The organism is Kitasatospora sp. NPDC096204, assembly GCF_044763205.1.
In the GTDB taxonomy this organism is placed as follows: Bacteria; Actinomycetota; Actinomycetes; order Streptomycetales; family Streptomycetaceae; genus Kitasatospora.
Genome location: NZ_JBIWFT010000041.1, coordinates 58,984 through 83,670 on the forward strand (window position 1 = coordinate 58,984; position 24,687 = coordinate 83,670).

At 72.3% G+C, this 24,687-nt stretch carries 23 protein-coding genes and 2 pseudogenes; 15 read left to right on the forward strand and 10 right to left on the reverse strand.

The features are described 5' to 3' along the window. Nucleotides 1-10: 10 nt before the first annotated feature. Both ACIQ87_RS33370 and ACIQ87_RS33375 read right to left on the reverse strand, forming a co-directional pair. Entirely contained in the window at nt 11-382 is a 372-nt protein-coding gene (locus ACIQ87_RS33370; protein WP_402414233.1) for a hypothetical protein, read from the reverse strand. Then, nucleotides 379-2,178: a hypothetical protein gene (locus ACIQ87_RS33375; RefSeq protein WP_402414234.1), complete on the reverse strand. Its 1,800-nt coding sequence runs from the start codon at nt 2,176-2,178 to the stop codon at nt 379-381. Before ACIQ87_RS33375 ends, ACIQ87_RS33370 begins: the two co-directional genes overlap by 4 nt. A gap of 250 nt (nt 2,179-2,428) precedes the next feature. Here ACIQ87_RS33375 and ACIQ87_RS33380 point away from each other — a divergent pair, with 250 nt between their 5' ends. Both ACIQ87_RS33380 and ACIQ87_RS33385 read left to right on the forward strand, forming a co-directional pair. Next, the gene (locus ACIQ87_RS33380; RefSeq protein WP_402414237.1) at nt 2,429-3,151 is read left to right on the forward strand and encodes a FadR/GntR family transcriptional regulator; all 723 of its coding nucleotides are present in this window, start codon (nt 2,429-2,431) and stop codon (nt 3,149-3,151) included. A gap of 65 nt (nt 3,152-3,216) precedes the next feature. Further along, entirely contained in the window at nt 3,217-4,470 is a 1,254-nt protein-coding gene (locus ACIQ87_RS33385) for a CynX/NimT family MFS transporter (RefSeq protein WP_402414239.1), read from the forward strand. 102 nt (nt 4,471-4,572) lie between these two features. On the opposite strand, the gene ACIQ87_RS33390 is transcribed toward ACIQ87_RS33385, so the two are convergent. Genes ACIQ87_RS33390 through ACIQ87_RS33405 form a run of 4 tightly spaced genes read right to left on the reverse strand, consistent with a single transcriptional unit; the run spans nt 4,573 to nt 8,186 of the window. Next, nucleotides 4,573-5,289 carry an ABC transporter permease gene (locus tag ACIQ87_RS33390; protein ID WP_402414242.1) on the reverse strand — a complete coding sequence of 239 codons (717 nt, stop codon included), beginning with the start codon at nt 5,287-5,289 and terminating at the stop codon, nt 4,573-4,575. 46 nt (nt 5,290-5,335) lie between these two features. Continuing rightward, on the reverse strand, nt 5,336-6,253 hold the full coding sequence (locus ACIQ87_RS33395) for an ABC transporter ATP-binding protein (protein WP_392881646.1): 918 nt from the start codon (nt 6,251-6,253) through the stop codon (nt 5,336-5,338). Nucleotides 6,254-6,271: 18 nt separating this feature from the next. Next, entirely contained in the window at nt 6,272-7,171 is a 900-nt protein-coding gene (locus tag ACIQ87_RS33400; protein ID WP_402414245.1) for an ABC transporter permease, read from the reverse strand. After that, complete coding sequence (locus ACIQ87_RS33405; protein ID WP_402414247.1) at nt 7,155-8,186, reverse strand: ABC transporter ATP-binding protein; 1,032 nt, start codon at nt 8,184-8,186, stop codon at nt 7,155-7,157. Before ACIQ87_RS33405 ends, ACIQ87_RS33400 begins: the two co-directional genes overlap by 17 nt. A gap of 176 nt (nt 8,187-8,362) precedes the next feature. On the opposite strand from ACIQ87_RS33405, the gene ACIQ87_RS33410 reads away from it, so the two are divergent. Genes ACIQ87_RS33410 through ACIQ87_RS33425 form a run of 4 tightly spaced genes read left to right on the forward strand, consistent with a single transcriptional unit; the run spans nt 8,363 to nt 12,210 of the window. Further along, a complete protein-coding gene (locus ACIQ87_RS33410) occupies nt 8,363-8,803 on the forward strand; it encodes a hypothetical protein (RefSeq protein WP_402414249.1) in 441 nt (146 codons plus the stop codon). Between the two features lie 13 nt (nt 8,804-8,816). Further along, entirely contained in the window at nt 8,817-11,099 is a 2,283-nt protein-coding gene (locus tag ACIQ87_RS33415; RefSeq protein WP_402414252.1) for a hypothetical protein, read from the forward strand. Continuing rightward, nucleotides 11,096-11,686 (forward strand): hypothetical protein, encoded by a 591-nt coding sequence (locus ACIQ87_RS33420; protein ID WP_402414254.1) that lies wholly within the window; start codon nt 11,096-11,098, stop codon nt 11,684-11,686. Before ACIQ87_RS33415 ends, ACIQ87_RS33420 begins: the two co-directional genes overlap by 4 nt. Beyond that, on the forward strand, nt 11,683-12,210 hold the full coding sequence (locus ACIQ87_RS33425) for a hypothetical protein (protein WP_402414257.1): 528 nt from the start codon (nt 11,683-11,685) through the stop codon (nt 12,208-12,210). The genes ACIQ87_RS33420 and ACIQ87_RS33425 overlap by 4 nt, the downstream gene beginning before the upstream one ends. 28 nt (nt 12,211-12,238) lie before the next feature. On the opposite strand, the gene ACIQ87_RS33430 is transcribed toward ACIQ87_RS33425, so the two are convergent. Both ACIQ87_RS33430 and ACIQ87_RS33435 read right to left on the reverse strand, forming a co-directional pair. Then, entirely contained in the window at nt 12,239-12,865 is a 627-nt protein-coding gene (locus ACIQ87_RS33430) for a hypothetical protein (RefSeq protein ID WP_402414260.1), read from the reverse strand. A gap of 93 nt (nt 12,866-12,958) precedes the next feature. Next, nucleotides 12,959-13,186, reverse strand: a pseudogene (locus ACIQ87_RS33435) (LLM class flavin-dependent oxidoreductase); the annotation flags it as partial. A 53-nt stretch (nt 13,187-13,239) separates the two neighbouring features. On the opposite strand from ACIQ87_RS33435, the gene ACIQ87_RS33440 reads away from it, so the two are divergent. Beyond that, on the forward strand, nt 13,240-13,839 hold the full coding sequence (locus ACIQ87_RS33440; RefSeq protein ID WP_402414261.1) for a hypothetical protein: 600 nt from the start codon (nt 13,240-13,242) through the stop codon (nt 13,837-13,839). Here ACIQ87_RS33440 and ACIQ87_RS33445 read toward each other — a convergent pair. After that, on the reverse strand, nt 13,784-14,005 hold the full coding sequence (locus ACIQ87_RS33445) for a DUF397 domain-containing protein (RefSeq protein WP_402414264.1): 222 nt from the start codon (nt 14,003-14,005) through the stop codon (nt 13,784-13,786). The genes ACIQ87_RS33440 and ACIQ87_RS33445 overlap by 56 nt on opposite strands. After that, nucleotides 13,986-14,873, reverse strand: a complete 888-nt coding sequence (locus tag ACIQ87_RS33450) for a helix-turn-helix domain-containing protein (protein WP_402414266.1) — start codon at nt 14,871-14,873, stop codon at nt 13,986-13,988. The genes ACIQ87_RS33445 and ACIQ87_RS33450 overlap by 20 nt, the downstream gene beginning before the upstream one ends. Before the next feature lie 200 nt (nt 14,874-15,073). On the opposite strand from ACIQ87_RS33450, the gene ACIQ87_RS33455 reads away from it, so the two are divergent. From ACIQ87_RS33455 to ACIQ87_RS33490, 8 genes and pseudogenes are all read left to right on the forward strand, one after another. Then, a complete protein-coding gene (locus ACIQ87_RS33455; RefSeq protein ID WP_402414268.1) occupies nt 15,074-15,577 on the forward strand; it encodes an ATP-binding protein in 504 nt (167 codons plus the stop codon). Nucleotides 15,578-15,740: 163 nt separating this feature from the next. Next, on the forward strand, nt 15,741-16,946 hold the full coding sequence (gene fxlM / locus ACIQ87_RS33460; protein WP_402414270.1) for a methyltransferase, FxLD system: 1,206 nt from the start codon (nt 15,741-15,743) through the stop codon (nt 16,944-16,946). Nucleotides 16,947-17,008: 62 nt separating this feature from the next. Next, nucleotides 17,009-17,191 carry an FxLD family lanthipeptide gene (locus tag ACIQ87_RS33465; RefSeq protein WP_402414273.1) on the forward strand — a complete coding sequence of 61 codons (183 nt, stop codon included), beginning with the start codon at nt 17,009-17,011 and terminating at the stop codon, nt 17,189-17,191. A 74-nt stretch (nt 17,192-17,265) separates the two neighbouring features. Next, on the forward strand, nt 17,266-20,154 hold the full coding sequence (locus ACIQ87_RS33470) for a lantibiotic dehydratase (protein ID WP_402414276.1): 2,889 nt from the start codon (nt 17,266-17,268) through the stop codon (nt 20,152-20,154). Next, nucleotides 20,151-21,395: a lanthionine synthetase C family protein gene (locus ACIQ87_RS33475; protein WP_402414278.1), complete on the forward strand. Its 1,245-nt coding sequence runs from the start codon at nt 20,151-20,153 to the stop codon at nt 21,393-21,395. The genes ACIQ87_RS33470 and ACIQ87_RS33475 overlap by 4 nt, the downstream gene beginning before the upstream one ends. Nucleotides 21,396-21,412: 17 nt before the next feature. Then, entirely contained in the window at nt 21,413-22,225 is an 813-nt protein-coding gene (locus tag ACIQ87_RS33480) for a thiopeptide-type bacteriocin biosynthesis protein (protein WP_402414280.1), read from the forward strand. A gap of 67 nt (nt 22,226-22,292) precedes the next feature. Continuing rightward, nucleotides 22,293-23,325, forward strand: a pseudogene (locus ACIQ87_RS33485) (hypothetical protein). A gap of 137 nt (nt 23,326-23,462) precedes the next feature. Continuing rightward, a complete protein-coding gene (locus ACIQ87_RS33490) occupies nt 23,463-24,422 on the forward strand; it encodes a hypothetical protein (protein WP_402414283.1) in 960 nt (319 codons plus the stop codon). The last annotated feature ends 265 nt before the right edge of the window (nt 24,423-24,687 follow it).

Genomic DNA, 24,687 nt, shown 5'->3' on the forward strand with positions numbered 1-24,687 from the left:
GACGGAACGGCTACGGGAGCAGCGAGCGGACCGCCTCGTCCAGGCTCTGGATCTCGGCGGCCACCGCCGTGGTGGCGACGACGCCGGCCCTGGCCCGGGCGAGGAAGCGCAGCACCTGGTCCCAGCGCCGGGCCGGGGAGGCGACCTCGGCCTGGAGGTCCTCGGCGGCCTGCGCCTGGTTGCTGTCCGGTTCGCTGTCCTGGCGCAGCCGGTCGGCGAGTGCGAGCACCCGCCGGGCGAGCGCCTCCTCGTCGACCTCCCCCGCACCGGAGTTGACCGTGACCGAGGAGTTCCGGCCCGCCGCCACGGGCGAGTCGGTGAAGTGGACGGTGGCGTGGCCGCTGATGTGGAACCCGCCGGAGGTGTTCCGGTCCTCGCTCATGACTTGGCCTTCCCTCCTTCGGGGCCGCGGGGCGTGAACATGGCGCGCACCCGGCTGCCCGCCCCGGCCGCGACCGGGGAGTTGACGAAGCTGATCCTGGCGTTGCCGGAGGTGAAGATGCCCCCGTTGTAGATGACGCTCTGGCGTTCGCGCAGTTCGGAGATGTCGACCTGGTGGTCCTCCAGGAAGTCGATCAGGGTGTCCAGGATCCGCCGCTCGACGACCTTGGTGTACATCTGGTGGTCGATCTGCTGGTAGTAGCGGTGGAACCGCGAGTCGGCCGCCAGCTGCCGGATGCTCGTCATGGAGCCGTAGTTGAAGGCGCTGTGCCGGATCTGGAGCAGCTGGTCGCCGTCCGTGAGCCGGGCCAGGAAGGCCGCGAAGGGCAGGGCCAGCACGTAACCGGTGCCGCGCACCAGCCTGCCGGGCATGCTGGTGAGGGACATCCGGGCCAGGGCGGTCAGTTGGCGCCAGGTCGGCCGGTCGAGCAGGTGGTCGACCAGGTGGTAGACCTCCTTGACCGGGGGGAGCATCGAGGAGGCGCCCTCGACGAAGAGCAGGTCCTTGGCGGGGCTGAGGCCGAACCGGACGGTGCTGGTGGTCACCACCTCGCTGCCCCAGCCGGACACCGTCGTGACCAGGTAGGGCCGGGCCCGGGCGGCACCGTCCTCCCGCAGTCGGTCGACGAGGGCGGCGGGCAGCTCGGGGGACGGCCGCTTGGTCGGCCAGGGGAGCAGGAAGCCGCGGACGGCCGGGTCGAGGCCCAGCGACAGGTCGGCGCCGCTGACGAAGATCCGCTCGCGGACCTCGACCCCGGGCAGCCCGAGCGACTCCACCGCCCTGGTGATCTCGGCGGTCAGCTCGGCGATGGAGAACGGCAGGACGCGGTCGGCGTGCTCGCCGGGCCGGTCCACCGGGATGGTGAAGTTCCAGGTGTTGAGCAGCCGCCCGTACCCGAGGAAGGGCTCGAAGCCGGAGAAGATCGTGACGTTGCCCTGGTGGTCCAGCCCGGCCAGTTCGCGCAGCTGCGCCTCCTCCTTGGGCCTGGCGGCGACCGGCGCCCGCGCGGGGTCGAACGCGGCGCGGCTCAGCCTGGGCTTGATCACGCCGAAGTAGGCGGTGAGCTGCTCGATGAGCACGACGGCCCAGGCCACCACCAGGAGCGGGACCAGGACGACCGGCAGGTCGAAGGGGAGCAGCGAGGGGTCCGGCCCGGGGACCGCGTAGCCGCCGGGGTAGCCGGGGACAGGGGCGGGCGCGTCCGTCCGCTCGAAGGGGTGGAGGAAGAACGAGGCGACGATGCAGGCCGCGATCAGGGCGAGCAGCACCTTGGTGGTGGTGTGCCGGGTACGGGCGGCGACGGCGTAGCGCAGCACGCAGGCCAGGTCGACGTCGGGTGAGGAGGCGACCGCCCGGCGCGGCTCGCCGAGGACGGTGTCGATCGCGCGGCGGGCGAGGGCGCTGTCCATCTGCACGGCCGCGCACAGGTAGCGCGTGGCGTCCGAGGCGTGCGGCGGGCCCGGCCGGGGCGCCGGGCCGCCGGGTCCGGGGGGCGGGGTACGGCCGCCGACGGCACCGGCGGGGGTGGGGTGGAAGGTCGGGCCGGCCTGGACGGGGGTGGGGTGGGAGGCCGGGCGGGCCTGGGCGGGGGCCGGTGCGGGGCTCTTCCAGGTGCCGGTGGGGGCCCGTTGGAAGGCCGTGGCCGGGCCGGGGTCCGCGCGGCACCCCGTGCAGGGCACTCCCGGAGGGTTCACCAGCCCGCAGGTCGAACAGGTCCAGGTGTCGAAGGTGCTCATGATCGACCACCCTTCGGTGAGGGTTCGTGTGACGTAACTACCCGTTCCACGACGAAACCTGACCTGACATCAGGTGGCGAATCCCCTGGCGCGCCGGATCCGGCCCGCCGGGGCGCGCGACCGGCGCGCCCCGGCACGCCCGGCTCGGCGCCCGGCAGACCCTCGGGGCAGTTGTAGGATGACCGGGCAAGCGGTTGTAGGATGACCGACGACCGATGGTGACGAGATGCGGTGTGAAGGGAGGTCCGGCATGAGCGGCGGTCTGCAGGCGGCCGGGCGGCGCTCCCTGGTGGACACCGCGATCGACCAGCTGCGGGAGCAGCTCGCGGGCGGGACGTGGCCGGTCGGGTCGCGGATCCCCACCGAGCACGAGCTGGCCGAGCAGCTGGGCGTCGGACGGAACACCGTCCGGGAGGCGATCCGGGTGCTGGTGCACGCCGGAATGCTGGTCTCCCGGCAGGGCGAGGGCACGTTCGTCCGCTCCACCAGCGATCCGGCGTCCGTGCTGCGCGGCGTCCAGCGCTCCGGCATCCGGGACGTCCTGGAGGTCCGTGCGGCGCTGGAGACCGAGGGCGCCCGGCTGGCCGCGCTGCGGCACACCCCCGAGGACGTCCGGCGGATGCGCGCGGCCCTGGCCCGTGAGGCCGAGGTGTTCGCGAAGCACCCCGAGCGGGCGAGCCGCGAGGCGACCGTCGAGCACGACCTGGAGTTCCACACCGCCGTCGTCGAGGCCGCGCACAACCCCGCGCTGGCCGAGGTGTACCGCTACTTCGGTGCCTCCGTCCGCGAGGCGATGACCTCCGCCTTCGGCGACCACGACATGCCCGAGGCGGTCGTGGCGACCCACGAGGCCCTGGTCGACGCGATCGAGAGCGGTGACCCGGACCGGGCCGAGGCGGCGTGTCGTGCGCTGCTCGCCGGCCCGACCGCGGCCGTCGAGCAGCTGCTCGCGGCCATCGCGGCCCGGAAGTAGGACGGCGCGAGCCTCCCCTTCCGCCGTCCGCCTTCCACGCACATCCACGAAAGAACAGCACATCCATGGCCGTCACCCGTGCCCAGCAGCCGGTTGTCACCGCTCCCGCCCCGGTCCCCGTCCGCGCCCGGCTGGCCCATCCGCTCCTGCTGCTGACCGGCATCGTGCTGGTCGCGCTGAACATGCGCGCCTGCCTGGCGGCGGTCTCCCCGATGGTCGGCGAGATCCGGCAGACCTTCGGTCTGTCCGCCACCGTGGGCGGGCTGATCACCACCGTCCCGGTGCTCTTCCAGGGCGTCGGTGCCCCGCTCACCCCCCGGCTGACCCGCCGCTTCGGCGCCGAACGGGTCGTGCTCGGCGCCGTGCTGGTGCTCGGCGCCGGCGTGCTGCTGCGGGTGCTGCCCTCGGTGGCGGCCCTGTACGCGGGCTGCGTGGTCATCGGCGTGGCCATCGCGGTGCTGAACGTGTCGATGCCCGGCCTGGTCAAGCGCGAGTTCCCGGACCGCGCGGCCGCCATGACCGGCGTCTACTCGACCACCATGCTGGTCGGCGCCACGCTCGCGGCCGGCACCTCCGTCCCGCTGGAGCACGCGCTCGGCGGCGGCTGGCGGGCCTCGCTCGGCGCCTGGTCGCTGCTCGCGCTGATCGCGGCGGTGGCCTGGCTGCCGCAGGTACTGCGCGCCCGCCAGGAGCGACAGCAGGAGCAGCAGGGGGCGCCGACCGCGGCCGCCGCGCCGGCCAAGCCGATCGAGGGCATCTGGAAGTCCCCGCTGGCCTGGCAGATCAGCCTCTTCATGGGCATCTCGTCGCTGCTGGTGTACACCCTGGTCGCCTGGATGCCGACCATCCTGGCCGACCACGGCATGGACCGCGGGCAGGCCGGTCTGGTCTTCGCCTTCTCCAACCTGGTGCAGGTGGCGGGCGCCTTCCTGGTGCCGCTGATGGCCGGCCGGATGACCAGCCAGCGCGCGCTGGCGGTGGCCATGGTCGCCCTGAACGGGACGGGCATCGCCCTGCTGCTGGTCGCGCCGGTCTCCGCGGCGTGGGTGTCGGCGACCATCCTGGGTGTGGCCCAGGGCGGCTCGCTGGGCCTGGGTCTGGCCTTCATCGTGCTGCGCACCCGCACCGCGGCCGGTGCCGCCCAGCTGAGCGGGATGTCGCAGGCGATCGGGTACCTGGTCGCGGCGGCCGGCCCGGTCGGCGCGGGCGCGCTGCGCCAGCTGACCGGCGGCTGGGAGACCCCGCTGGTGCTGATGCTGGTGCTGGTCGTGGTGGTCGGCGCGGCCGGCTGGGGCGCGGGCCGCAACCGGACGCTCTGAACCTCCGAGCGGTACGGCGGTGGGCCCCGGACACCCTCAGGTGTCCGGGGCCCACTGTCGTACCGGGCTCAGCGCCGTACCGGGCTCAACGCCCCACCGCGCTCACTCCTCGCCGGCGAGCGTCATCCCGGCCAGCTTCACCGAGGCGAACACCGTCGCCGCGACGGTGACCACCAGCAGCAGCGGTACGGCCGCGCCGAGCGAGACGTCGGCGCTGATCGCGTTCTGTCCGGCGACCGCCTCGGCCACCGAGCGGCCCCACTGCTGGATGCTCAGCGTCCGGGCGCCCTCGACGAAGTTCCCGATCGTCGACTCCCAGATCAGGGCGTACGCCAACCCGGCCACCACGGCGTGCCGGGTGACGACGCCGAGCAGCAGGAACACCGCGCTGTACACGGCCCCGGCGACCAGCACCGCCACGGTGTAGCCGAGCGCCACGCCGTCCTGGGTGCCGACCAGCAGCAGCCCGGCCAGCAGCGTCGGGACGACCGAGAACAGCCAGGTGACGCCGATCGCGACGACCAGCTTGGTGGTCACGATCCGCCACCGGGGCAGCGGCTTGGCGAGCAGGTAGACGATCGAGCCGTCGTCGATCTCGTTGGCGATCACCCCGGTGCCGACCACCAGTCCGAGGATCGGGACCAGGGTGCCGAGGCCGAGGGCGCCGATGATGTTGTCGGCCATGTCGTGCGGGTCACCGCTGGAGACGCTCGCGACGGCCGAGACGACCAGCAGCAGGGCGGGGACCACCAGCAGCAGCAGGCCGCGGCGACGGCCCAGCAGCCCGCGCAGGGTCAGCCTGGCGACGGTGGGGTTCATGGTCGGTCGGCCCCTTCCTGGGCAACAACGGTCCTGGCGGCGGCGCTCACGCGGAGACCAGGTACGAGAAGACGCTCTCCAGCGATTCGTCCGCCGGGGAGACGGTGTACAGCCGGATGCCGGCCTCCCGGGCGACCCTGGGCAGCAGGGTGGTGAAGCCCTGGAAGTTCACCGCTTCGATCCGCAGCGCCCGCTCCCGCTCGTCCACCTCGATGCCGGTGGTGGAGCCGTCGGCGATCAGCGCGGCGGCGAGCCGGCGGTCGTCGCTGGAGCGGACCAGGTAGCGGTGCGGGCGGTCGGTCATCAGCCGGCGGATCTTGCGGAAGTCGCCCGAGGCGGCGTGCCGGCCGGCGACCACCACCTCGATGTGCCGGGCCAGCTGCTCGACCTCCTCCAGGATGTGGGAGGAGAACAGCACCGTCCGGCCGTCCGCGCCGAAGCGGCGCAGCAGGTCCATCAGCTGGAGCCGCTGGCGCGGGTCCATGCCGTTGAAGGGCTCGTCGAGCAGCAGCACGGACGGGTCGTGGACCAGGGCGGAGGCCATCTTGACCCGCTGCTTCATGCCCTTGGAGTAGGTGCCGGTGCGGCGGTCCTTGGCGTAGTCCATCTCCACCAGGTCCAGTGCCCGGCGGGCGGCGGCGCCCGGCTGGGGCAGGCCGTGCAGTTCGGCGTTGGCGAGGACGAACTCCCAGCCGGTCAGGTAGTCGTACATCGACTCCCGCTCGGGCACCAGGCCGATCTGCCGGTACACCTGCTGGTTGCGCCAGATCGGCGCGCCGTCCAGGGTGACGGAGCCGCTGGAGGGGGCCAGGAAGCCGCTCATCATGTGGATGAGCGTGGACTTGCCCGCCCCGTTGGGCCCGAGCAGGCCGGTGATGCCGGGGCCGATGGCCATGGTGATGTCGTTGACCGCGACCACGTTCCCGAACCAGCGGGAGACCTTGTCGATGCTGATGGTGGCCATGCCGCCCTCTCAGACCTCTCAGACGTTCCGATAGCGGCGCAGCAGCAGCCGGTACGAGCCGACCACCATGGCCGCCGCGACGAGCGCGAACACCGCCAGACCGAGGCCGCCCGGCGCGTGCCGGCGGTCGAGTCCCGCGCCGAGCCCGAACAGCTCGTTGACCAGGGACTCCACCAGGTCGGTGGGCGAGATCAGGGACACCCACTGCGCGGCGTCGGAGTCGGTCGTGCCGGTGTGGCTGATCCCGACCACGGCGGCGCCCAGCGCGGCGCTGACCGCCAGGTAGCCCATGATGGCGGCCACCCCGAAGCCCCGGCGCGGGGTCGCGGCCGCGATCACCACGGCCACCGAGGTCGGCACCAGGGCGTACAGCAGGGCCGCGACCAGGCCGTACAGGAAGTGCCCGGTGTTGTGCGCGAAGTCCATCCCGCCGAGCAGCGCGCCGATGTACAGCACCAGCAACGGGGCCGCCATGAGCAGCAGTTGGGCGCAGACCATGGCGCCGAACTTGGCCCGGACGTAGTCGGTGCGGGTGATCGGGCGGGAGAAGTAGAGCGGGACGGTCTGGTAGCGGAGGTCCCGGGAGAACAGCACCGGCGCCTGGGAGGCGAGGAAGACCGAGACCACCAGGCTGAGCATGGAGAGGTAGCCCGCGTACTCGACCGGCAGTTCGTCGCGCTTCATCACGACCGACAGCGCCACCATGATCAGCGCGGGCACGGTGATCACGCCCAGCACCAGCATCGGCAGCACCTTGGACTTGCCGGAGCGGCCGAGGCCGTACGCGGCGCGCAGGCTCTGGGTGAAGAGCGCGCGGGTGGCGTAGGAGCGGCCGAGCCGGGGACCGGTGTAGCCGCGGTAGCCGATGTCGTGGATGACGCCGGTGTCGGTGGACCTGGCCTCAGGAGGCAGCGACATCGTCCGTTCCTCCCTTGCTCTGCTCGGTGGGCTCGTTCCGCTCGGCGCCCCGGGAGTCGGTGAAGAGCTCCGCGACCCGGTGCCGGCGCTGCTCCAACCGGACCAGGCCGAGGCCCAGTTCGGCGACGGCGTCGCGGATGGTGTCGTACGTCGACTCGTCGGCCAGCCGGACGAGCAGCTGGTGCGAGCCCTCGGACTGGGCGGACAGGCCCGCCGCGGCGAGCCGCTCGCGGACCGCCGGGCCCGGCTCCCGCAGGTGGTCCCCCGGGAAGTCGCCGACCTCGACCGCGAGGACGGCCGTCGCCCCGGTGAAGGAGGCGGTGGAGGAGGAGCGCAGCAGCTTGCCGCCGTCGATCACCACCAGGTGGTCGCAGGTCCGCTCCAGCTCGCCCAGCAGGTGGGTGGTGACCAGCACCGAGATGCCGAAGTCGGTGTGCACCCGGCGGATCAGCGCCAGCATCTCGTCCCGGCCGGCCGGGTCGAGGCCGTTGGTCGGCTCGTCCAGCAGCACCAGCTTCGGGTCGTGCACCAGCGCCTGGGCGAGCTTGACCCGCTGCTTCATGCCGGTCGAGTAGCCGCCCATCGGGCGGTACCGCTCCTCGTACAGGCCGACGTGCCGCAGGGTGTCCGCGGTGCGCTCGCGGGCCGCGGTGGCGGGCAGGCCGGCCATCCGGGCCATGTGCACCACGAACTCGGTCGCGGAGACGTCCGGCGGCAGGCAGTCGTGCTCGGGCATGTAGCCGACCTGGGCGCGGATCTCGGAGCCCCGGGTGGCGACGTCCAGGCCGAGGACCTCGCCCCGGCCGGAGGTCGCCGGGGCGAGCCCGAGCAGGATCTTGATCAGAGTGGACTTGCCCGCGCCGTTGGCCCCGACCAGCCCGACCACACCCGGCCGCACCTCGACGGTGAGCTGGTCGAGGGCGGTGACGCGGGGGAACCTCTTGGTGAGGCCGTCCGTCGTGATGACAGCTGTGGACACGGACACAACGTAACGGTGTTGTGCGGTACGGGTCATGAGCTGGAATGACGAGGCCGTCTGCTGCTGCGGTATGACGTCGGGCCCCCTCACCCCTAGGGGTTCGCAAAGGCGGAACCGCCTGTACCCTTTGTCGAACTCTTGACGTACTTGCCGAGTTCTTTGCCGACGGGGGTGCCGGAACAGCGTGCCGGCACGGAGGGGAAGCGATCGACATGTCTGATCGGGCGACCGCGTTCGACCGGATGATGAATCCTTGGGCCTACGACGCCGACGGGAACCTGACCGCCCAGGCGCGCGCCCAGGAGACGGCCCGCACCCAGATCAACTCGGCCGCGGCGGCGGGCGGAGGAGGCGGCGGGGGCGGAGGCTTCAGCGCCGACCCCAACGCGCTCACCACCGCCGGGAACAACTCCGACCAGATCCACGCCCGCCTCAACACCGACGGCCGGGGCGCCGACGAGGCCACCGCCAAGGTCTCCACCTCACTCGCCAACTGGAGCACCGGAAAGGCCGCGGCGGGCGCCGCCGGCACCTGGGACCAGTGCGTCGCCGCGCTCGGCGGCACCATCGGACAGACCACCCAGGCGCTGCGCGCCACCGCCACCAACTACCGCCAGAACGAGTCGGCCACGCAGGCCGGCTTCACCGGCTGAGAGGAGTCCCGTCATGGTCGACTTCCACGAGCTCAGCACCGCCGACTTCGGTGTCCTGGACTCCGCCGCCACCGCCTGGACCACCGTCGCCCAGAAGCTCCACGCGCTGGACAACGACTGGGACAGCACGGTGATAGCCAAGGTCAACTCAGCTTGCTGGAGCGGCCCTTCGGCCGACCAGGCGCGCCCCGGCCTGCAGCGCACCAACGAGCAGCTGACCGCCGCCGTCACCGAGGCGAACGCCTTCGCCTCGATCTTCACCGAGGCGTCGACCGAGTTCAAGGCCGCCAAGGCCAAGCTGGACAAGGCCGTCGCGTCCGCCCGGACGGCCGGCCTGACCGTCACCGACAACGGCACCGTGAGCTGGCCCCCGGCCGACAACGCCACCCGCCACGACTACGAGGCCATGCGGGACTACCAGCGGGAGTGGGGCGACAAGGCCGAAGCCGCCCGCAAGGAGATCGACGCCGCCGTCGCCGAGGCCACCGCCGCCGACGAGCGGATCGCCTACGCGCTGCGCGCCGACAGCATGACCGACCAGCAGAAGTCCTTCAACGGCAAGGCCATCGGCGGCGGCCCCGAGGCGGACGGCAAGCGCGCCGCCCAGCTCGCCGCCCGGGGCGGGGACATCACCGAGCCCGAACTCACCGAGCTGAACTCGCTGCTGGCCTCGCACGGCAACGACCCCAAGTTCGCCACCAAGTTCTACCAGGACCTCGGCCCGGACGGCCTGATCAAGTCCTGGAACGGCATGGTCGGCGACCCGGCGCACCCCTGGGACGCCAAGGACCCGCGCTGGAAGGCCTACGAGCAGCTCCAGAAGAACCTCGGGCTCAGCCTGGCCACCGCCACCCGCACCACCAACGAGCCGCACCTGTCCGACGAGTGGGCCGCCGCCCTGCGCAAGGCCGGCTCCCAGCCGGTCTGGGACAAGCCGTACCGGGCCTCCGGCCTGGACTACGTGCCGTACGGCTACCAGGTGCTCTCCGGCATCCTGATGAATGGGAACTACGACGCCCACTTCATCAACCCGATCGCCGAGCACGTCACCCAGCTCGACACCCAGGACCGGTACTGGCCGGCCCCGATGCCCGGATCCAAGATCCACGGCTTCAACCTGACCGGCGGCGACGAGGCCGGCTCCGGCTTCCGCCCCACCACGGCCATCCTGGAGGCGCTCGCGCACAGCCCGGAGGCGGCCACCAAGTTCTTCACCGAGCAGCCGACCGCGTACAACCAGGACGGCACGGTCAACCAGGGCGGCAAGCCCAAGCCCGCCGACTACTTCGGCTACTACTCCCACGACAAGGACTGGATCCCGGACACCACCTCGCGGGACTCCAAGGTGTGGGACGCGAGCAAGCAGGCCGGCCCGGCCGCCTTCGGCCGCGCCCTGGAGGCCGCCACCACCGGCCACCCGTACGACGAGCCGGGCCCGATCCCGCCGGCCAAGCACACCTCCGAGCAGGCCGACCTGATGAACCGGGTCGTGGACACCTTCGGCCGGCACGGCGGCGACGGCGCGCTGGACGACATCAAGGGCGACGGCAAGCTCGCCGCGATGCGCGGCAGCCTCGGGCACATGACCGCCGAGTACATCGGCGACGTGCAGAACTCGCTCTCCCACGGGCACGACCTGCCGGTCAACGGCTCCCCGGCCACCCTCAACGCCTCGTCCGTGGCCGGTCTGCTCGACGCCCTCGGGCGCGACCCGGACGCCTACGGCGCGGTGGCCAACGCCAACCAGGCGTACACCACCGCGCTCATCCGCGGCCACCTGGACAGCGGGGATACCGACTTCGCCCGGCTGGAGTCGGACATCAAGCACAACGCGGAGTCCGGCGGCGTCGTCAGCGGCTACCTCAACCAGGCCCGGATCGACGAGGTGCAGAACCAGCACGCCGTCTCCGACAAGGAGTTCAACGACGCGCTGGAGAAGAACGTCGGCTACGGCAAGGACGCCTTCAACGCCGTCATCGGCAGCGTGACCGAGAAGATCCCGCTCGGCGGCGAGATCGCCGGCGCGCTGGTCGACGAGATCGCCGACAGCGTGATCGAGGCCAACAAGCACGACACCACCGAGGACGGCCGCCAGGAGAGCCGCGACCACACCGCCGACGCCGAGGGCCGGGTGGCCAAGGGGGCCGACCAGGCGGTCCGGGACGCCGGCGACGGCACCGGGATCTCCCGCCAGGACCTCGACCGGCTCGCCAACAGCGCCCGGGACAGCGCGCTCCAGGGCATGGCGCGTGGGACGGCGAACAACAGCAGCACCAACGCGAAGGGCGACGCGTGAGCGGGCTCCCCGCCCGTTGGGCCGGGCGCCTGCACGATCCGCTGCTGCTGCCCGCCGTGCTGGTCGTGGCGGTGGCGGCCGCCGGCTTCGTCGGCTACCGGGACTGGCAGGGCCACCGCCCGGCCGAGGCCGCCGGCCGGTCGGCACAGCTCTGCCACCTGCCCACCGGCCCGGACACCCCGCTCGGGCGGCTGCTGCCGGACGGCGACCAGGACTCCGAGGAGCGGACGAAGTCCGTCGTCGGCGACGACCCGCGGACCTGCGTCATCCGGATCGACGGGCGCACCGTGCTCACCCTGACGTCGGTCGGCCGCCGGGGCGAACTCGCCCTGGGCGCCGAGGCCGCCAAGCGGCCGGACGCGCGCCCCTTCGAGGTCGCCGGCCTCGGCGCCTCGTGGCCGGGCGGCGCCGCCGCGGCCGCGGGCTGCCTGACCGGCAAGCACGACCGGTACGACTACTTCGAGCTGGAGATCACCGCCGGGGAGGCCGTCCGCACCCCCGGCGGCTCCGCCGACGGCGTCCGGGCCGACCTCGAACAGCTCGCCCGGGCCGCGCTGGTGGAGACGAGGAAGGAACAGTGCTCATGAGGCACCCCCGGGCCCTGACCGCCGGCGGGGCCGCGCTGCTGCTCGGCGGCGGCCTGCTCGGCTGGCACCTGTACCTCGACCACACGTCCTACCGGCCGCCGGCCGTCACCCTGTCGCACGGCGAGTGCCGGGGCCTGCTCGACGACCCGGACGTCGCCGGGGTGCTGGGCGGCGCGCCCCGGGTCTACGTGCAGACGGACTACCGGACGGCGGACGCGACCAACCCGGCCTCCGTACGGTGCTCGGTCAACGGCGAGGACGGACGGCTGCTGACCGCCGAGGCATCGTTCGGCGTCGTGCTGCCCGGCGGCGACAGCGCCGGGGCGGTCGACTTCGAATGCGCGCTGGACGGCAAGCGCACGGGCTACCGGGCCGTCGTCACGCTCACCGGCAAGGACGGCAAGGCCGTCGCGGACGGACCGGGCCGGGCGCGGCTGGGCAGGATCGCCGGTGGCTTCGCCGAGCGCGCCGCCGGGAAGCAGCTCGGCTGCGCGGGCGGTGCCGAGCGGCTCCAGGTGATGTGAGCCGCCCGGCACCGCCCCTGGCGGCGCGTCAGCTGTGGGCGCGCTCCCACAGCTCGGTGACCTTGCCGGAGGCGTCGAGCGCCACCTTGTAGTCGCCTACGCCCGAGCAGGGGTAGGAGCCCTTGACGTTGGTCGGATCGGCGAGGCACTCGTTGACGTGCTTCACCAGGTCGGCCACGGCGACGTCCTTCGGCGGGGCCAGCACCGAGCTCAGGTGGCCCTTGGCGGCGGGCGCGATCGGGGCGCTCTTGTCCGCGCCCACCGGCTCGAAGACGACGTCGTTCACACCGCAGGCGTCCTTGGTCTCCTTGTAGACCAGGGTCGTCGCGCTGGTGCCCTTCACCGGGTACACCCACTTCTGCCCGGCGGGCAGCGGCTCGTGGGTGCAGAAGCCCTCCGGCTCGTCGGAGGGCTTCGCGCTCTGCGCGGGCTTGCCGGTCGGGGCGGGCTTGCCGCTCGCCGCCGGGGCGGCGGCGGTGCCGGTCGGGGCCGCGGTGGCCGGGGCGGAGCCGGCGCCGGTCGGGGCGGTGGTCACCGCGGCCGACCCGCCTCCCGCGCCCTGGTCCGAGTTGTCCGGGCCGCAGGCGGCCAGTCCGAACGCCGCGGCGGCGACCAGGGCGGTGGCGAGCAGTTTCCCGGAGCTGGAAGAAGGCATGACGAAGAACCCCCCGTTGTGACGCATGATCAGTTGTACCGTGCGGCCGACAGACTAGCGCCCCGGCCCGACACCGCCCCCCGACGGCGGCGCTCAGCCCAGCTGGGCCAGCCCCTCGGTGGCGATCCGCTCGAAGACCGCGAGGTCGTTCTCGAAGATCGAGTCGGGGATCGGCCAGTGGATCACCAGCTCGGTGACGCCCAGCTCCCGGTAGGTGCCCGCCCAGTCGACGAAGGCGTCCACCGACTGCAGCGGCTTCTCCGCCGTCGAGCCCTGGAGCAGCACCTTCTCCAGCGTCCCGGCGTCCCGCCCGACGGCCTCGCCGAACAGGTCCGACTCGGCGTGCTCGGCCTCGACGTTTCGCTCACGACACGATGCGCCGGCGCAAGGCTGAGGCCGACGCCATCCAAACCCAGCACGACCACCTGCTCCGGCACGCCCCCGACCTCGCCGCCCAGATCACCGAGGGCCACCTGACCCGCGACGCCGCAAGCGCCGCCCTCGGCCAGCGGCTCGAAGAGCAGCGGCTGCGCGCACGGGTCGAGGAGATCGACGCGATCCGCCGAGCCGACCGCAACCCGGGACCGGCCCTCGCAGGGCTCGCCGACCACGGCGACATCAACTGGCACCAGGCCCACCAGCGCGCCGAGGACTATCTCACCCAGCGAAATGCCACCATCAGCCGCGACCAGCAGTACCTGGCCACCATCGCCGACAACTGGACCTCTCTGCGCAACCTCGCCCGCTGCCCCGACAACGCCTATGCCACCGACGTCCTCGACGGACTCACCCCTGACGCCGCGCCCTCTCCGGCCACCTCATCGTGCTCGAAGCCCCGCACAAGATGGCACACCAGCACAACTGACCCACCCCGGTCGCTGGGGAGCTGCCCCGCAGCCGGCGAAGACTGCGGGTGGATCAGAGTTCGCCGGCGAGGATGCCTGCTCTGGCGGCTTCCCACTCGCGGGCGGTGAAGCACAAAGGCGCGCGGTCGGGGTTCTTGGAGTCGCGGACGGCCCGGCCCCCACCGGGCAGGTCGGTGACCTCAAGGCACTCGCCCTCTCCTCCGCTGGCGGAGGACTTGCGCCAGACGGCGCCGGTGAGGTCGTAGGCGTAGAGATCAGCCTTTGGTGCGTTCACGTGCGGTTCCTTCTTCCATGCGTGCGATCAGTGCCAGCGAGTCATCCGGCGGGAGGGCGGCCGCCAGGATCCGCTCGTAGGCTGCGGCGTGGAGCTTCACGCCAGCGGCGTCCTCAACGTAGGACGAGCCCAGGAGGTTCTCCAACTGCACGACATCGGGCAGCGGACCTGGGAAACTGATCAGGTTGAAGCCGCCGATGGTGCCGGGGTGGAGCGTGGCATTCAACGGCATGATCTGGACCGTCACGTTGGGCAGTTCGGCGGCGTCCAGGAGCCGTCGCAACTGCTCGCGCATGATGGCCGGCCTCACCGCGAACCTCTGGTGGAGAACCGCTTCGGGGATGATCGCCCACAGCTCCAGCGGCGGGCGGCCGGTACGGCTGAGAACCGCCTGCCGCGCCTGTCGGACCTCAGCCAGGGCAGTGACTTCGTCAGGGGTGCGGGTCATCGCGTTCACCGCGATCGTTTCGCGCGCGTAGGCCGCGGTCTGCAGAAGCCCGGGGACCAGGCCGGGCGAGTAGATCCGGATGCTCTCCGCGTCCGACTCCAGCGAGATGTAGTCCGCGTATGCGGGTGACAGCACTCCGCTGTACGTCTGCCACCAGCCGCGCTTGCCGGCGTCCTTGGCCAAGCTCTCCAGCGCGGTGAACACCTCGGGGTCGCTCACGCCGTAGACCGTCAGCAGAGCGGAGAGCTCCGCGGGACGGATCGACTGGGTGGCGTTCTCGATCTTCGACAGCTTCGGGCCCTTCCACCCCATGGCCTCGGCCGCGCCGTCGAGCGTGAGGCCGGCCGTGTTGCGCAGACGCCGCAGGGCTTTGCCCAGCTGGCGGCGTCGGACGGTGGGAACCAGCGGCGAGTTCGGCATAGCCAGAGTGTCGCACTACCCGTGCGCGCAAGACGACCCCTCGCGCCCCCGCGCGACACCAACTTGGGTAGAAATCTTGCGCCCAATCACGGAAAGGTCCATCCTCTTGAGGGCAGGTGCTAACTGGCTGTCAAGTGATGCCAGCTCAGCGTTACTTGTTCCGATGCTGCGCGGACGCAAGCCCGCAGATAGGAGGGGCCATGCTCTCGGCAGCCGACGAGCTGATGCATAGCGAGCACGGGTTCTACGTCCAGAGCCGTGAGTCTGGTGTCACGGTCCACCTGGTCGCCGGCCAGGCGAGTCTGGCGCGGATACGGCGTCTGACGGTCGCGGAACTGGTGGCCGCCGGGGTCGCCCTCGGCCTGGCCGAAGACGCGGAACTGCTGGTCAGCGAACTGACCGGGAACGCGGTGCGGTTGTACGGGGACGGGGTTCCACTGGTTGTCGAGGTCGACGCGGGCGCCGATGGGGTGCGGCTCCGGGTTCACGACCCGGAGCCGGGCGAACTGCCCGGCCGTCCCGCTGGCGGCCTCGTCGACGTGATGGCAGAGAGTGGGCGCGGGCTCTTCCTCGTCTCCGCGCTCGCCCCGGGCTGGGACGCCATCCTGACACCGGTCGGCAAGCAAATCCGGTGCCTGCTGCCCTACCCGCCGGACGAGCACACTCACCAGAGCACCGTGGGCGCGATCTCCGCCGCCGCCTGACGCGCGATCCCCCGGACCAACTCCCGGAACCGGCCACCGACCGCGCGCTACCACCCTGCCCAGCAGCATCCCGAAAACTACGACGAGCAGCCCTGACTAGCGTCCCGGGCGGGCGCCGAGTCGGCGCCGCACGCACCAACCCCCGACAGAAACAGGTAATCGGATGACTTCCATTGACGACTCGCCGGTCCGCGACCCCAACGTGCTGCGAGCGGACATGGTCCGCGCGCTGCGCGACCAGGACGGCATCAGGAGCGAGCCGGTCGCCGCCGCCTTCGCCGCGGTGCCCCGTCACCTGTTCGCACCGGACGCGCCGGCGGAGATCGCCTACGACCTGCACCGCACCGTACCGGTCAAGAAGGACGAGAACGGCCTGGAGCTCAGCGTCATGTCTGCAGCCCACCTGCAGGCCGTGATGCTGGAGCAGGCCGGCGTCGAGCCCGGCATGAAGGCGCTGGAAATCGGTTCCGGCGGAGTCAACGCCGCCTACCTGCAGGAACTCGCCGGCAAGCAGGGCGAGGTCACCACCGTCGACATCGACCGCGACGTGATCGACCAGGCCCGGCGGTGCCTGGATGACGCCGGGTACCCGCAGGTGCGTACGGTCCTGGCCGATGGTGAGGGCGGTGTGCCGGACGGCGCCCCGTATGACCTGATCATCGTGACGGCCGCCGCTTGGGACATCCCCCCGTCCTGGATCGACGGGCTGACGCCCACCGGGCGCCTCGTCGTCCCGCTGACGGTCTGCGGCACGACCCGCTCGATCGCCTTCGACCGCGACGGCACCGGCCTGGTCAGCCGCTCCTACACCCTGGCCCGGTTCGTGCCCATGCAGGGCGAAGGCGCCGCTGAGGAACGCAAGGTGATGCTGCGCGAGGGCGTCGCCGTGCAGAGCGACGACGTGCGGGTGCCGCTCGACGCCCAGGCGCTGAACCGTGCGCTGGATGCGCCCCGCCTGGAGCGCTGGTCCGGCGAGGCCTACGACCTGCCCGACGAGCTGGAGCTGTACCTCACCCTCAACCTGTCGAGTCCGGCCCGCCTGCACGCGGCCAACGACGTGGTGGACCGCGGCCTCCTCGAAGCGTCCGCGCTGTTCGGGGTGCCCGCCCTGGTGAGTGAGGACAGCTTCGCCTACCGCACCCGCCGTGAGAACGCGGACACCGGAGGCTTCGAGAGCGGCGTGATCGCCCACGGGCCCGGTGCCGAAACGCTCGCCGACGAGTACGTCACCCTGCTTCGCCGCTGGGCCCGCGACCATCGCCGCCGCGGCGCCGCGACCTTCCGCTACCTGCCGGGCCCCGCGCCCACCCCCCTGCCCGGCAACGCCGTCCTGCGACGCCACGGTGTCGTCACGGCGACCTGGCACTGAGACTCCCGGGCCCCGACCCGGGGCCCGGGTGCGCCATCAACCGATCTGCCAAGGAGGCATACATGACCGTGCAGTTGGAGGGCCCCATCGCGCCCTCGCAGGCGGCCGACGAGCAGCACGACCTGAGCGGCTTCGACCTCGACATCACCATCGTCGAGGGCGGCCCCGCCGCGGACCAGCTCATCCGCCTGACGAACGACGGCTGCAACTCGACGTGCGCGACCGCGTGCGTCAGCTGCCCGTAACCGGCCAGTCCATTCGAGGTGCCCGGCCCCGCGCGGAGCGCGGCCGGGCACCGCACGGCGACAGGAGGGGGCTCATGTACCGCCACATCGATGCGGCACTGGTCAGGGCGGCCGCCTGGCACCCCGATCAGCAGGTGCCCTGGCCGGACCTCGTCAGCACGGAAGCGGATATGCAGGCGTGGCGATCCTGGCTGCAACAGGTCTGGAAGATAACGGACTTCGCCGCTGCCGTCACGGCCGCCAGCGCGGATCTCGCACACCGGGTGGAGCAGATCCGCTCCGGCAGGCCGCTCCCGGCCCCAGACATGCGGCGCACGGTGCTCGCCGTCGTCCGCTACCTGCTGAGGGCCCGCACCCGCGCCACCCCGTTCGGCCTCTTCGCCGGCGTCGCACCCGCACGCATCGCCACCAGGGCCGCGCTGCGGGTGGGTACCGGGCACCACGCCGTGGCCAGAGCCGACGCGGCGTCCAGCACGACCCTGATCGACCGCTTCGAGTGGCACCCCGCCCTGCGGCCCCACCTGATGCTGGCTGCCAACGCCCTCGCCGTGGAACGCGACGGCCACGTGATCATCGAGCACCGCCCAAGCCGGACCGCAGGCCAGGGACCGCAGCACGTGCACGTACGCATCTCCGCGCCGGTGCGCGAAGCCCTGGACGGTGCGTGGACTCCCATCCTGTGGGGCGACCTCGCCGCGAAGCTGTCCGCCGCCTTCCCCAGTGCTCCGCCCGCCTCGGTCGACACACTCCTGACGGGCCTGGTCAAGCAGGGGATCCTGCTCACCAGCCTCCGCCCTGCCATGACCGTCGCCGACCCGCTTGCCGCCCTCCACCACCACCTGCCGCATCTCGACCCGGCCGAGGCAGCCGGGATACGCCAGGCGTCCCGAGGCGCCCTGGACCTGCGAGTGGACTGGGACCTGGCCATCCCCGAGACGGTGGCCGCCGAGGCGGCAGCGGCCGCGCGGGCGCTCACTCGCCTCGCTCCCAGGGCGGCGCTGACCGGCTGGGACCAGTGGCACGACCGCTTCCTGGAACGCTACGGACGCCGGGCGGCCGTCCCCGTCCTGGATGCCATCGAAGCGCTCGGCTACCCGCCCTGCTACCTCGGCGCCACCATCGCACCGGCGCCCGCCCCGCTGCCCGAACGCGACGCCCGCCTCATCAAACTCGCCCACACCGCCGGCATGCGGCACCGGATGGAAGTCGAACTCGACGACACCGCGCTGGAAGACCTTGCCACCACCGATCCGGGCCACCGAGTGCAGCCGAGCACCGAACTGACCGTCCGCATCCATGCCGACAACCTCGCGGCCCTCCAGCAGGGTGAATTCACCCTGCACGTCGTCGGGGTGGCGCGCTCGGCTGGCTCCACCACCGGCCGCTTCCTGGGCATCCTGCCCGACACGGACCGCCGCCGCATGATGACGACGTACGCCGGCCTGCCCGGCGTGCACGAAGGCGCGCTCCTCGCCCAGATCAGCTCCACCGCGCTGTCCGCCCGGGCCCAGAACGTCGCCCGGGCCCCACAGGCGGCCGACCTGGTGATCCCGCTCGGCGACTTCCACGGCCCGGACACCGCCATCCTCCCGGTAACGGACCTGGCCGTTACCGTCGACGCCGGACAACTGCACCTGGTCTCCATCTCCCGCAACCGCCCCGTCCACACCCTGCTGCTGAACGCCGTCGACCTGGGCCACCACTCCCATCCGCTGGCCCGCTTCCTGGCCGAGGCCCCCGTCGCACTGGCCGTCCCCTGCACCGGCTTCCTGTGGGGCACCGCCGCCTCCAACCTGCCGTTCCTGCCCGCCCTGCGATACCGGCGCACGGTCCTGTCCCCGGCCCGCTGGCTCCTCACCCGAGATGACCTGCCCGCCGCCGACACACCATGGGCCACCTGGGACCAGGCCCTGACCCGATGGCGCTGCGACGTGCACCTGCCCGAGCGGGTGTACCTGAGCGAAGCCGACCAGCGCCTCGGCCTCGATCTCGCCCAGCCCGCACACCGGGCCCTGCTGCGGACCCACCTGGACCGCGACGGCACCGTGACGCTCAACCCTGCCCCCGGGCCCCATGACCTGGGCTGGACCGGCGGGCGGGCCCACGAAGTCGTCATCCCCTTGGCCGCCGACCAGAACGCCGTCCCGGTCACGGTGACGGGCCACATCACCGGCCTGGAGCACGGCCACCTGCCCGGTTGCGACGACCGCATCCAGCTCCACCTGCACGGACGCCGCGAGCGACAGGACCGGGTCCTGACCCAGCACCTGCCGGCCCTGCTGGACGAACTGGGCTCCCCGCCATGGTGGTTCATTCGCTACCGCGACCCCGGCGACCATCTCCGCCTCCGGCTGACGTGTGAGCCCGGGACACTCGGCACGGCCTTCGAGCGCATCGGTGAGTGGACCCGGCGTCTGCGGCGACACGGCCTGATCACCCACACCAGCGTGGAGACCTACCATCCGGAGACCGCTCGGTTCGGCGGCCCGAACGCGATCGAGGCGGCCGAACGGTACTTCGCGGCCGACTCCGCCGCCACCCTCGCCCAACTCGCCTGCGCGGGCCCGGTGGACGCGGGCGCGATCACCGCCGCGAGCATGACGGACATCGCCGCAGGACTACTCGGCGACACCACCACGGCGATGCGCTGGCTCATCGACCACACCCGCACCAGCCCCACTGCCCCGGCCCGCACTGTCTACCGCCAGGCCGTCGACCTGGTGACCACCGGCCCCACGGCCCTGAGCGAACAGGTCGCCGCCGCGTGGGCCGCGCGACGCGAAGCACTGACCGCCTACCGCCGCACGCTCCAGAGCGCCGGCATCAGCCCCGAGGACCTGCTGCCGGACCTGCTGCACCTCCACCACGTGCGGATGCACGGCCCGGACCTGGACGAGGAACGCGCGCACCTGCACCTGGCCCGGGCCGCCGCCTTGAGCCGGACCGCACGGAGGAAGCAATGACCATGACAGCCCCCGAGGCCGCCGCGCTGGCCGCCGCCGACCGGCTCGCCCGGGCACTCGCCGACCCGGCCGCCGTGTGGCCGCTCGGGCGGCCCGAAGGTGGCCGGTCCTGGCCGCAATCGCTCGCCGGAGGCGCCTCGGGCGTCGCCCTACTGCACATCGAGCGTGCCCGCACCGGCCACGGCGACTGGGACACCGCCCACACCTGGCTGCGGGCCGCTCTGCACGGCGACATCAGCGCCGCCGCCAACGCCAACCTGTACTTCGGTGCCCCGGCCCTCGCCTTCATCACCTCCACCGCAGCCGACACACAGGACCGCTACCAGCGTGTCCTGGACCGCCTCGACGCGGCGACCACCACCGTCACCCGAACCCGCCTGGCCGCTGCCCACCGGCGCATCGACTGCGCCGAACGGCCCCCCATGGAGGAGTTCGACCTGATCCAGGGTCTGTCCGGGTTGGGCGCATACCACCTGAGCCGACACCCCCACCACGAGATCACCCGCGACGTGCTCGCCTACCTCGTACGCCTGACCGAGCCCCTGTCCGACGCGGCCGGGCTGCCGCCCTGGTGGATGGACGTCGCACCGACCGGCGCACCCCACCTCGACTACCCCGGCGGCCATGGCAACTTCGGCACCGCCCACGGCATCAGCGCCACCCTGTCCGTACTGTCCCGGGCCCTGCTCCACGGCCCGGCCGTGTCCGGCACGGCCGAGGCCATCGAGCGGATCTGCTCCTGGACCGACCACTGGCGCCAGGACAGCCAGAGCGGCCCCTGGTGGCCGGGCCAGCTCACCGTCGAACAGACGGCTGACCACCGCCTCCACCCGAACCTGAGGCCCCGGCCGTCCTGGTGCTACGGAGTGGCTGGCACCGCCCGCGCTCAGCAGCTCGCCGGCCTCGCCCTCGGCGACCCCGACCGCGTGCGTGACGCCGAGAACGCGGTCCTCGCCGCCCTGCGGGACCCGCAGCAGCTGGCTCTCCTGCCGGAGACCGGGCTGTGCCACGGCATGGCCGGACTGCTGCACGCCGCATGGCGCACGGCCACCGAAACCGGCAACCCCGCCATCACCGCCGAACTGCCGCCCCTGGCCGACCGCCTGATCACCGCAATCGACAACGGCGTACACGACCCGGAACTCCTCGACGGCGCCGCCGGGACGGCCCTCGCCCTGCATACCCTCGGCACGGGACATGCCCCCGTACCGCACTGGGACACCTTCCTCGCCCTGGCATGAACCCCGGAGGCCCCCTCATGCACCCAACTCCTTGGCTCCAGGCCAACATCGCGTTCCGCGAATGGGACCGCGCCGAGGCCACCGCCCTGGCCCACCTCGTCCCGCTCCTGCACGCGGCTGAGGCCGAAGGCGCCCTCTCCGCCTGGTTCGTGATCCGCAAGCGGCCCTGCTGGCGTGTGCGCTACCGGCCCGGACCCGGCGGGCACCACCGCATCACCCACGGGCTCGACGAACTGGCCGCCGCCGGCCACATCGAAGGCTGGACGCCGAGCGTCTACGAACCCGAGGTCCACGCCTTCGGCGGCACCGAAGCCATGGACAGCGCCCACCGGCTCTTCCACCATGACAGCCGCGGCTTCCTGTGCCCGGGCCAGCCCCGCACACACCTCGCCGAGACCTCCCTTCTCCTGTGCAGCCTCCTGATGCACTCCGCCGGGCTGGACTGGTACGAGCGGGGCGACGTCTGGGCCCGCGTCGCCGCCCACCGCGCCCAACCCGCAACCGGCGACGACCGGTTGCACACCGCCGTCCATCGCCTGCTCTCGGTCGACCCGCACCACGCGCTGCGGCCGGGCGGCCCACTCGCCCACGCCACTGGGCGAGCCCGCGCCCACAGCGATGCCGGAGCCGAACTGGCCGGACTCCACGCCGCCGGCAAGCTCCACCGCGGCCTTCGCGATGTCCTGGCCCACCACGTGATCTTCGCCTGGAACCGGACCGGCCTGCCTTACGCCACCCAGACCGCGCTCGCCGCCACCGCCAAGAGCGTCGTCTTCGGCCCCGACCCCACCACCGAGAGGAACGACGCCGGCCGTGTGGACACCCCCTGACGTAGCTACCCGGCGCTTCCCCCTCGTCGCCCGGCCCCGCCCCGCCTGCCTGCCCCTGCCCCAGCGCGTGCGGGCGCTGACCGAACTCGCCCACGCCGCAAACGAACGGGAGGACCCGAGCGCGGCCTCGACCGTCTACAACCAGGCCGCCCTGATCGCCTCCGACATCGGCGACCACGCCGCCGCCCGTGCGATGTGCCGCCGACACGCCGCCGCCTACCTGCACGCCACCCCGCTCCCGGCCTCGGCCGCAATCCGAGCCCTCGAACCCTTGATCAACCTCGCCCGCCTGCGACTCCGCGCTGGGCAAGCCGACCAGGGTCGCCAGCACCTCCTGGCGCTGTTCGACGCCGTCACCGACGCCAAGTCCGTCGACATCGAGGGCATCACCGTCCCCGCGAACCTCGTCGCGGACCCCGCCGACCGCCACACCGTCCGCTCCTGGCTGTGGACCGTCCTGCTCGCCGACGGTACCCGCACCCCTGACCGCCGCCGGACGCTGGACGGAGGCACTCACCCACGTTCAGAAGCATCACGGCATCGGACGACGCATGCTCGACGGCCGGCAAGTCGCTGTCCTCGCTGCCCTCACCGGTGGGAACGGCCTCCAAGCCAGAACGCTCCTGGCCGAGGTCATCCCCGAAGAGTCATGGGAGGAAGCCGTCGCAAGGTGCCTGGCCCTACTGTGTCGCCGCCTGTCGGGCCAGCCCTGGCGCCGCGCCCTTCAGGACCTGGCGGCCACCTACCTCGAACGCCCGGTCGAAGACGGGATGGCCGTCTTCGACACGAGACTGGGACTCGTCCTCCTGGACGTGGCCGCCTCGGACAACGACCCAGTCGCACGCCAGCTCGTCACGGAGCTGCACCGCCGAACGATGAAGGCCACAGACGGCTACGCGGCTCGGGAAGCCCTTGCCCACCCGGTGTTCACCGCCTTGGCCACCGACTGGCAGGCGCAGGACTGCCGGGCTCTTCTCCACGCCTGCTCTCTCGGAGTCGGGACGCTCCCCACCGACCTCGGCAACCACCTCACGGCCGCGCTCCACACCAGTGATCGCGTCATTCGCCGCAGCGTCGGCCGGCAGGCTTCTCGGCCTTGAATGTGATCAGGGCCGCTGGCATCAACGCGCCTTGCATGCCTGGTCGTTGTGGTACGTTCCGTGGTCCAACAGAAAATAGGCGACCCCGGCGGCGCTGCGAACGCCTCGGGGCCCGGCAACAGGAGCTGTAACTCCCGGTGCGCGTCCATCGTACCGAACACGTACGCAACTTCACCGTGCTGCCCAACTGCCTGCTGCAGTACCGGCGGCTGTCCTACACCGCCCGCGGCCTACTCGCGGACCTCCTCTCCCGCCCGGACGGCTGGCGCGAGGACGGCCGGCACATGGCCGACACCAGCCCTCAGGGACGCGGTGCGATCCGCAAGGCCCTGAAGGAGCTGACCGAGGCCGGCTTCTACCGGGTCGAGAAGATCCGCATGCCGGACGGCACCATCCGCACCGAGACCCACGTCTACGACACCCCGCAGCTCCCGCCGCTACCGGGTGCCACCCGTCCGGTCTCCGGTGAGGCGACCACCGGCCGTCCTGACGCCCTTCTTGAAAGTACCCGGTACAAAGAACCCACCCTCCCCACCGAGCAGCCCGACGACCCGGAGGTCGCCGCCGAGCCGCAGGCGAAGGTGGGAGGGCGGGAGGGCAACCGCCGCTACGACATCGAGGAGCTTCCGGCGGTACCGGATGAGCAGGTCCGCGATGCGGTCGCCACGCTCTTCCGGGTGATCCGACCCGAGCCCCGCCTGCGCCTCGGCGAGGCCGAGGCCCGCGAGCTCGCGCCCCTGGTCACGCAGTGGCTCGAACGCGGCAGCAGCCCCGCTGACCTTGCCCAGGCCTTGCTGCCGGGTCTGCCCACCCCGGTGCACTCTCCCGCAGCGGTGCTCCGCAACCGGCTGGAGCGCAAGATGCCACCGGCCCCGGCCGCTGTACGGCCCGCAGCCGCCCGGTACGCCGAGTGCGCAGAGTGCCGTGACCCGGTACCCCACCCGGGCATCTGTCGCGCCTGCGCAGGCCTCGTCGGCCGCCCTGCGAGCGACAGCCGTGCAGGGACAATCGCTTCCGCAGGAGCCGCGCGCGTCCGCGCTGCGGTCGATGCCGCCAGGGCAGCTGTCTGTGCGCCGGCCGCCGCTATGCCCCGGTGAAGGCCGGACCTGGTGGCGCAGAGCGGAACGGATGCCCTCAGCCGTTGCCGGGCGGGCCCATCTCCACCAGATACGAGCCCCTTGGATCCGGGCAGAACGGCCGCGACTGGTTCAGCTCCTCGATTGCCCGGGACGTTACCTTCGAACGTCCCGCGTGAAGACGACTGGACCTGTCCGCGATCTCCCAACCGTGGTTCTGGATCACTTTCCGTGCCAGAGCCACAGAGCGTCACCACAACCGCGATCATGAACGGTCGTGGCTGAC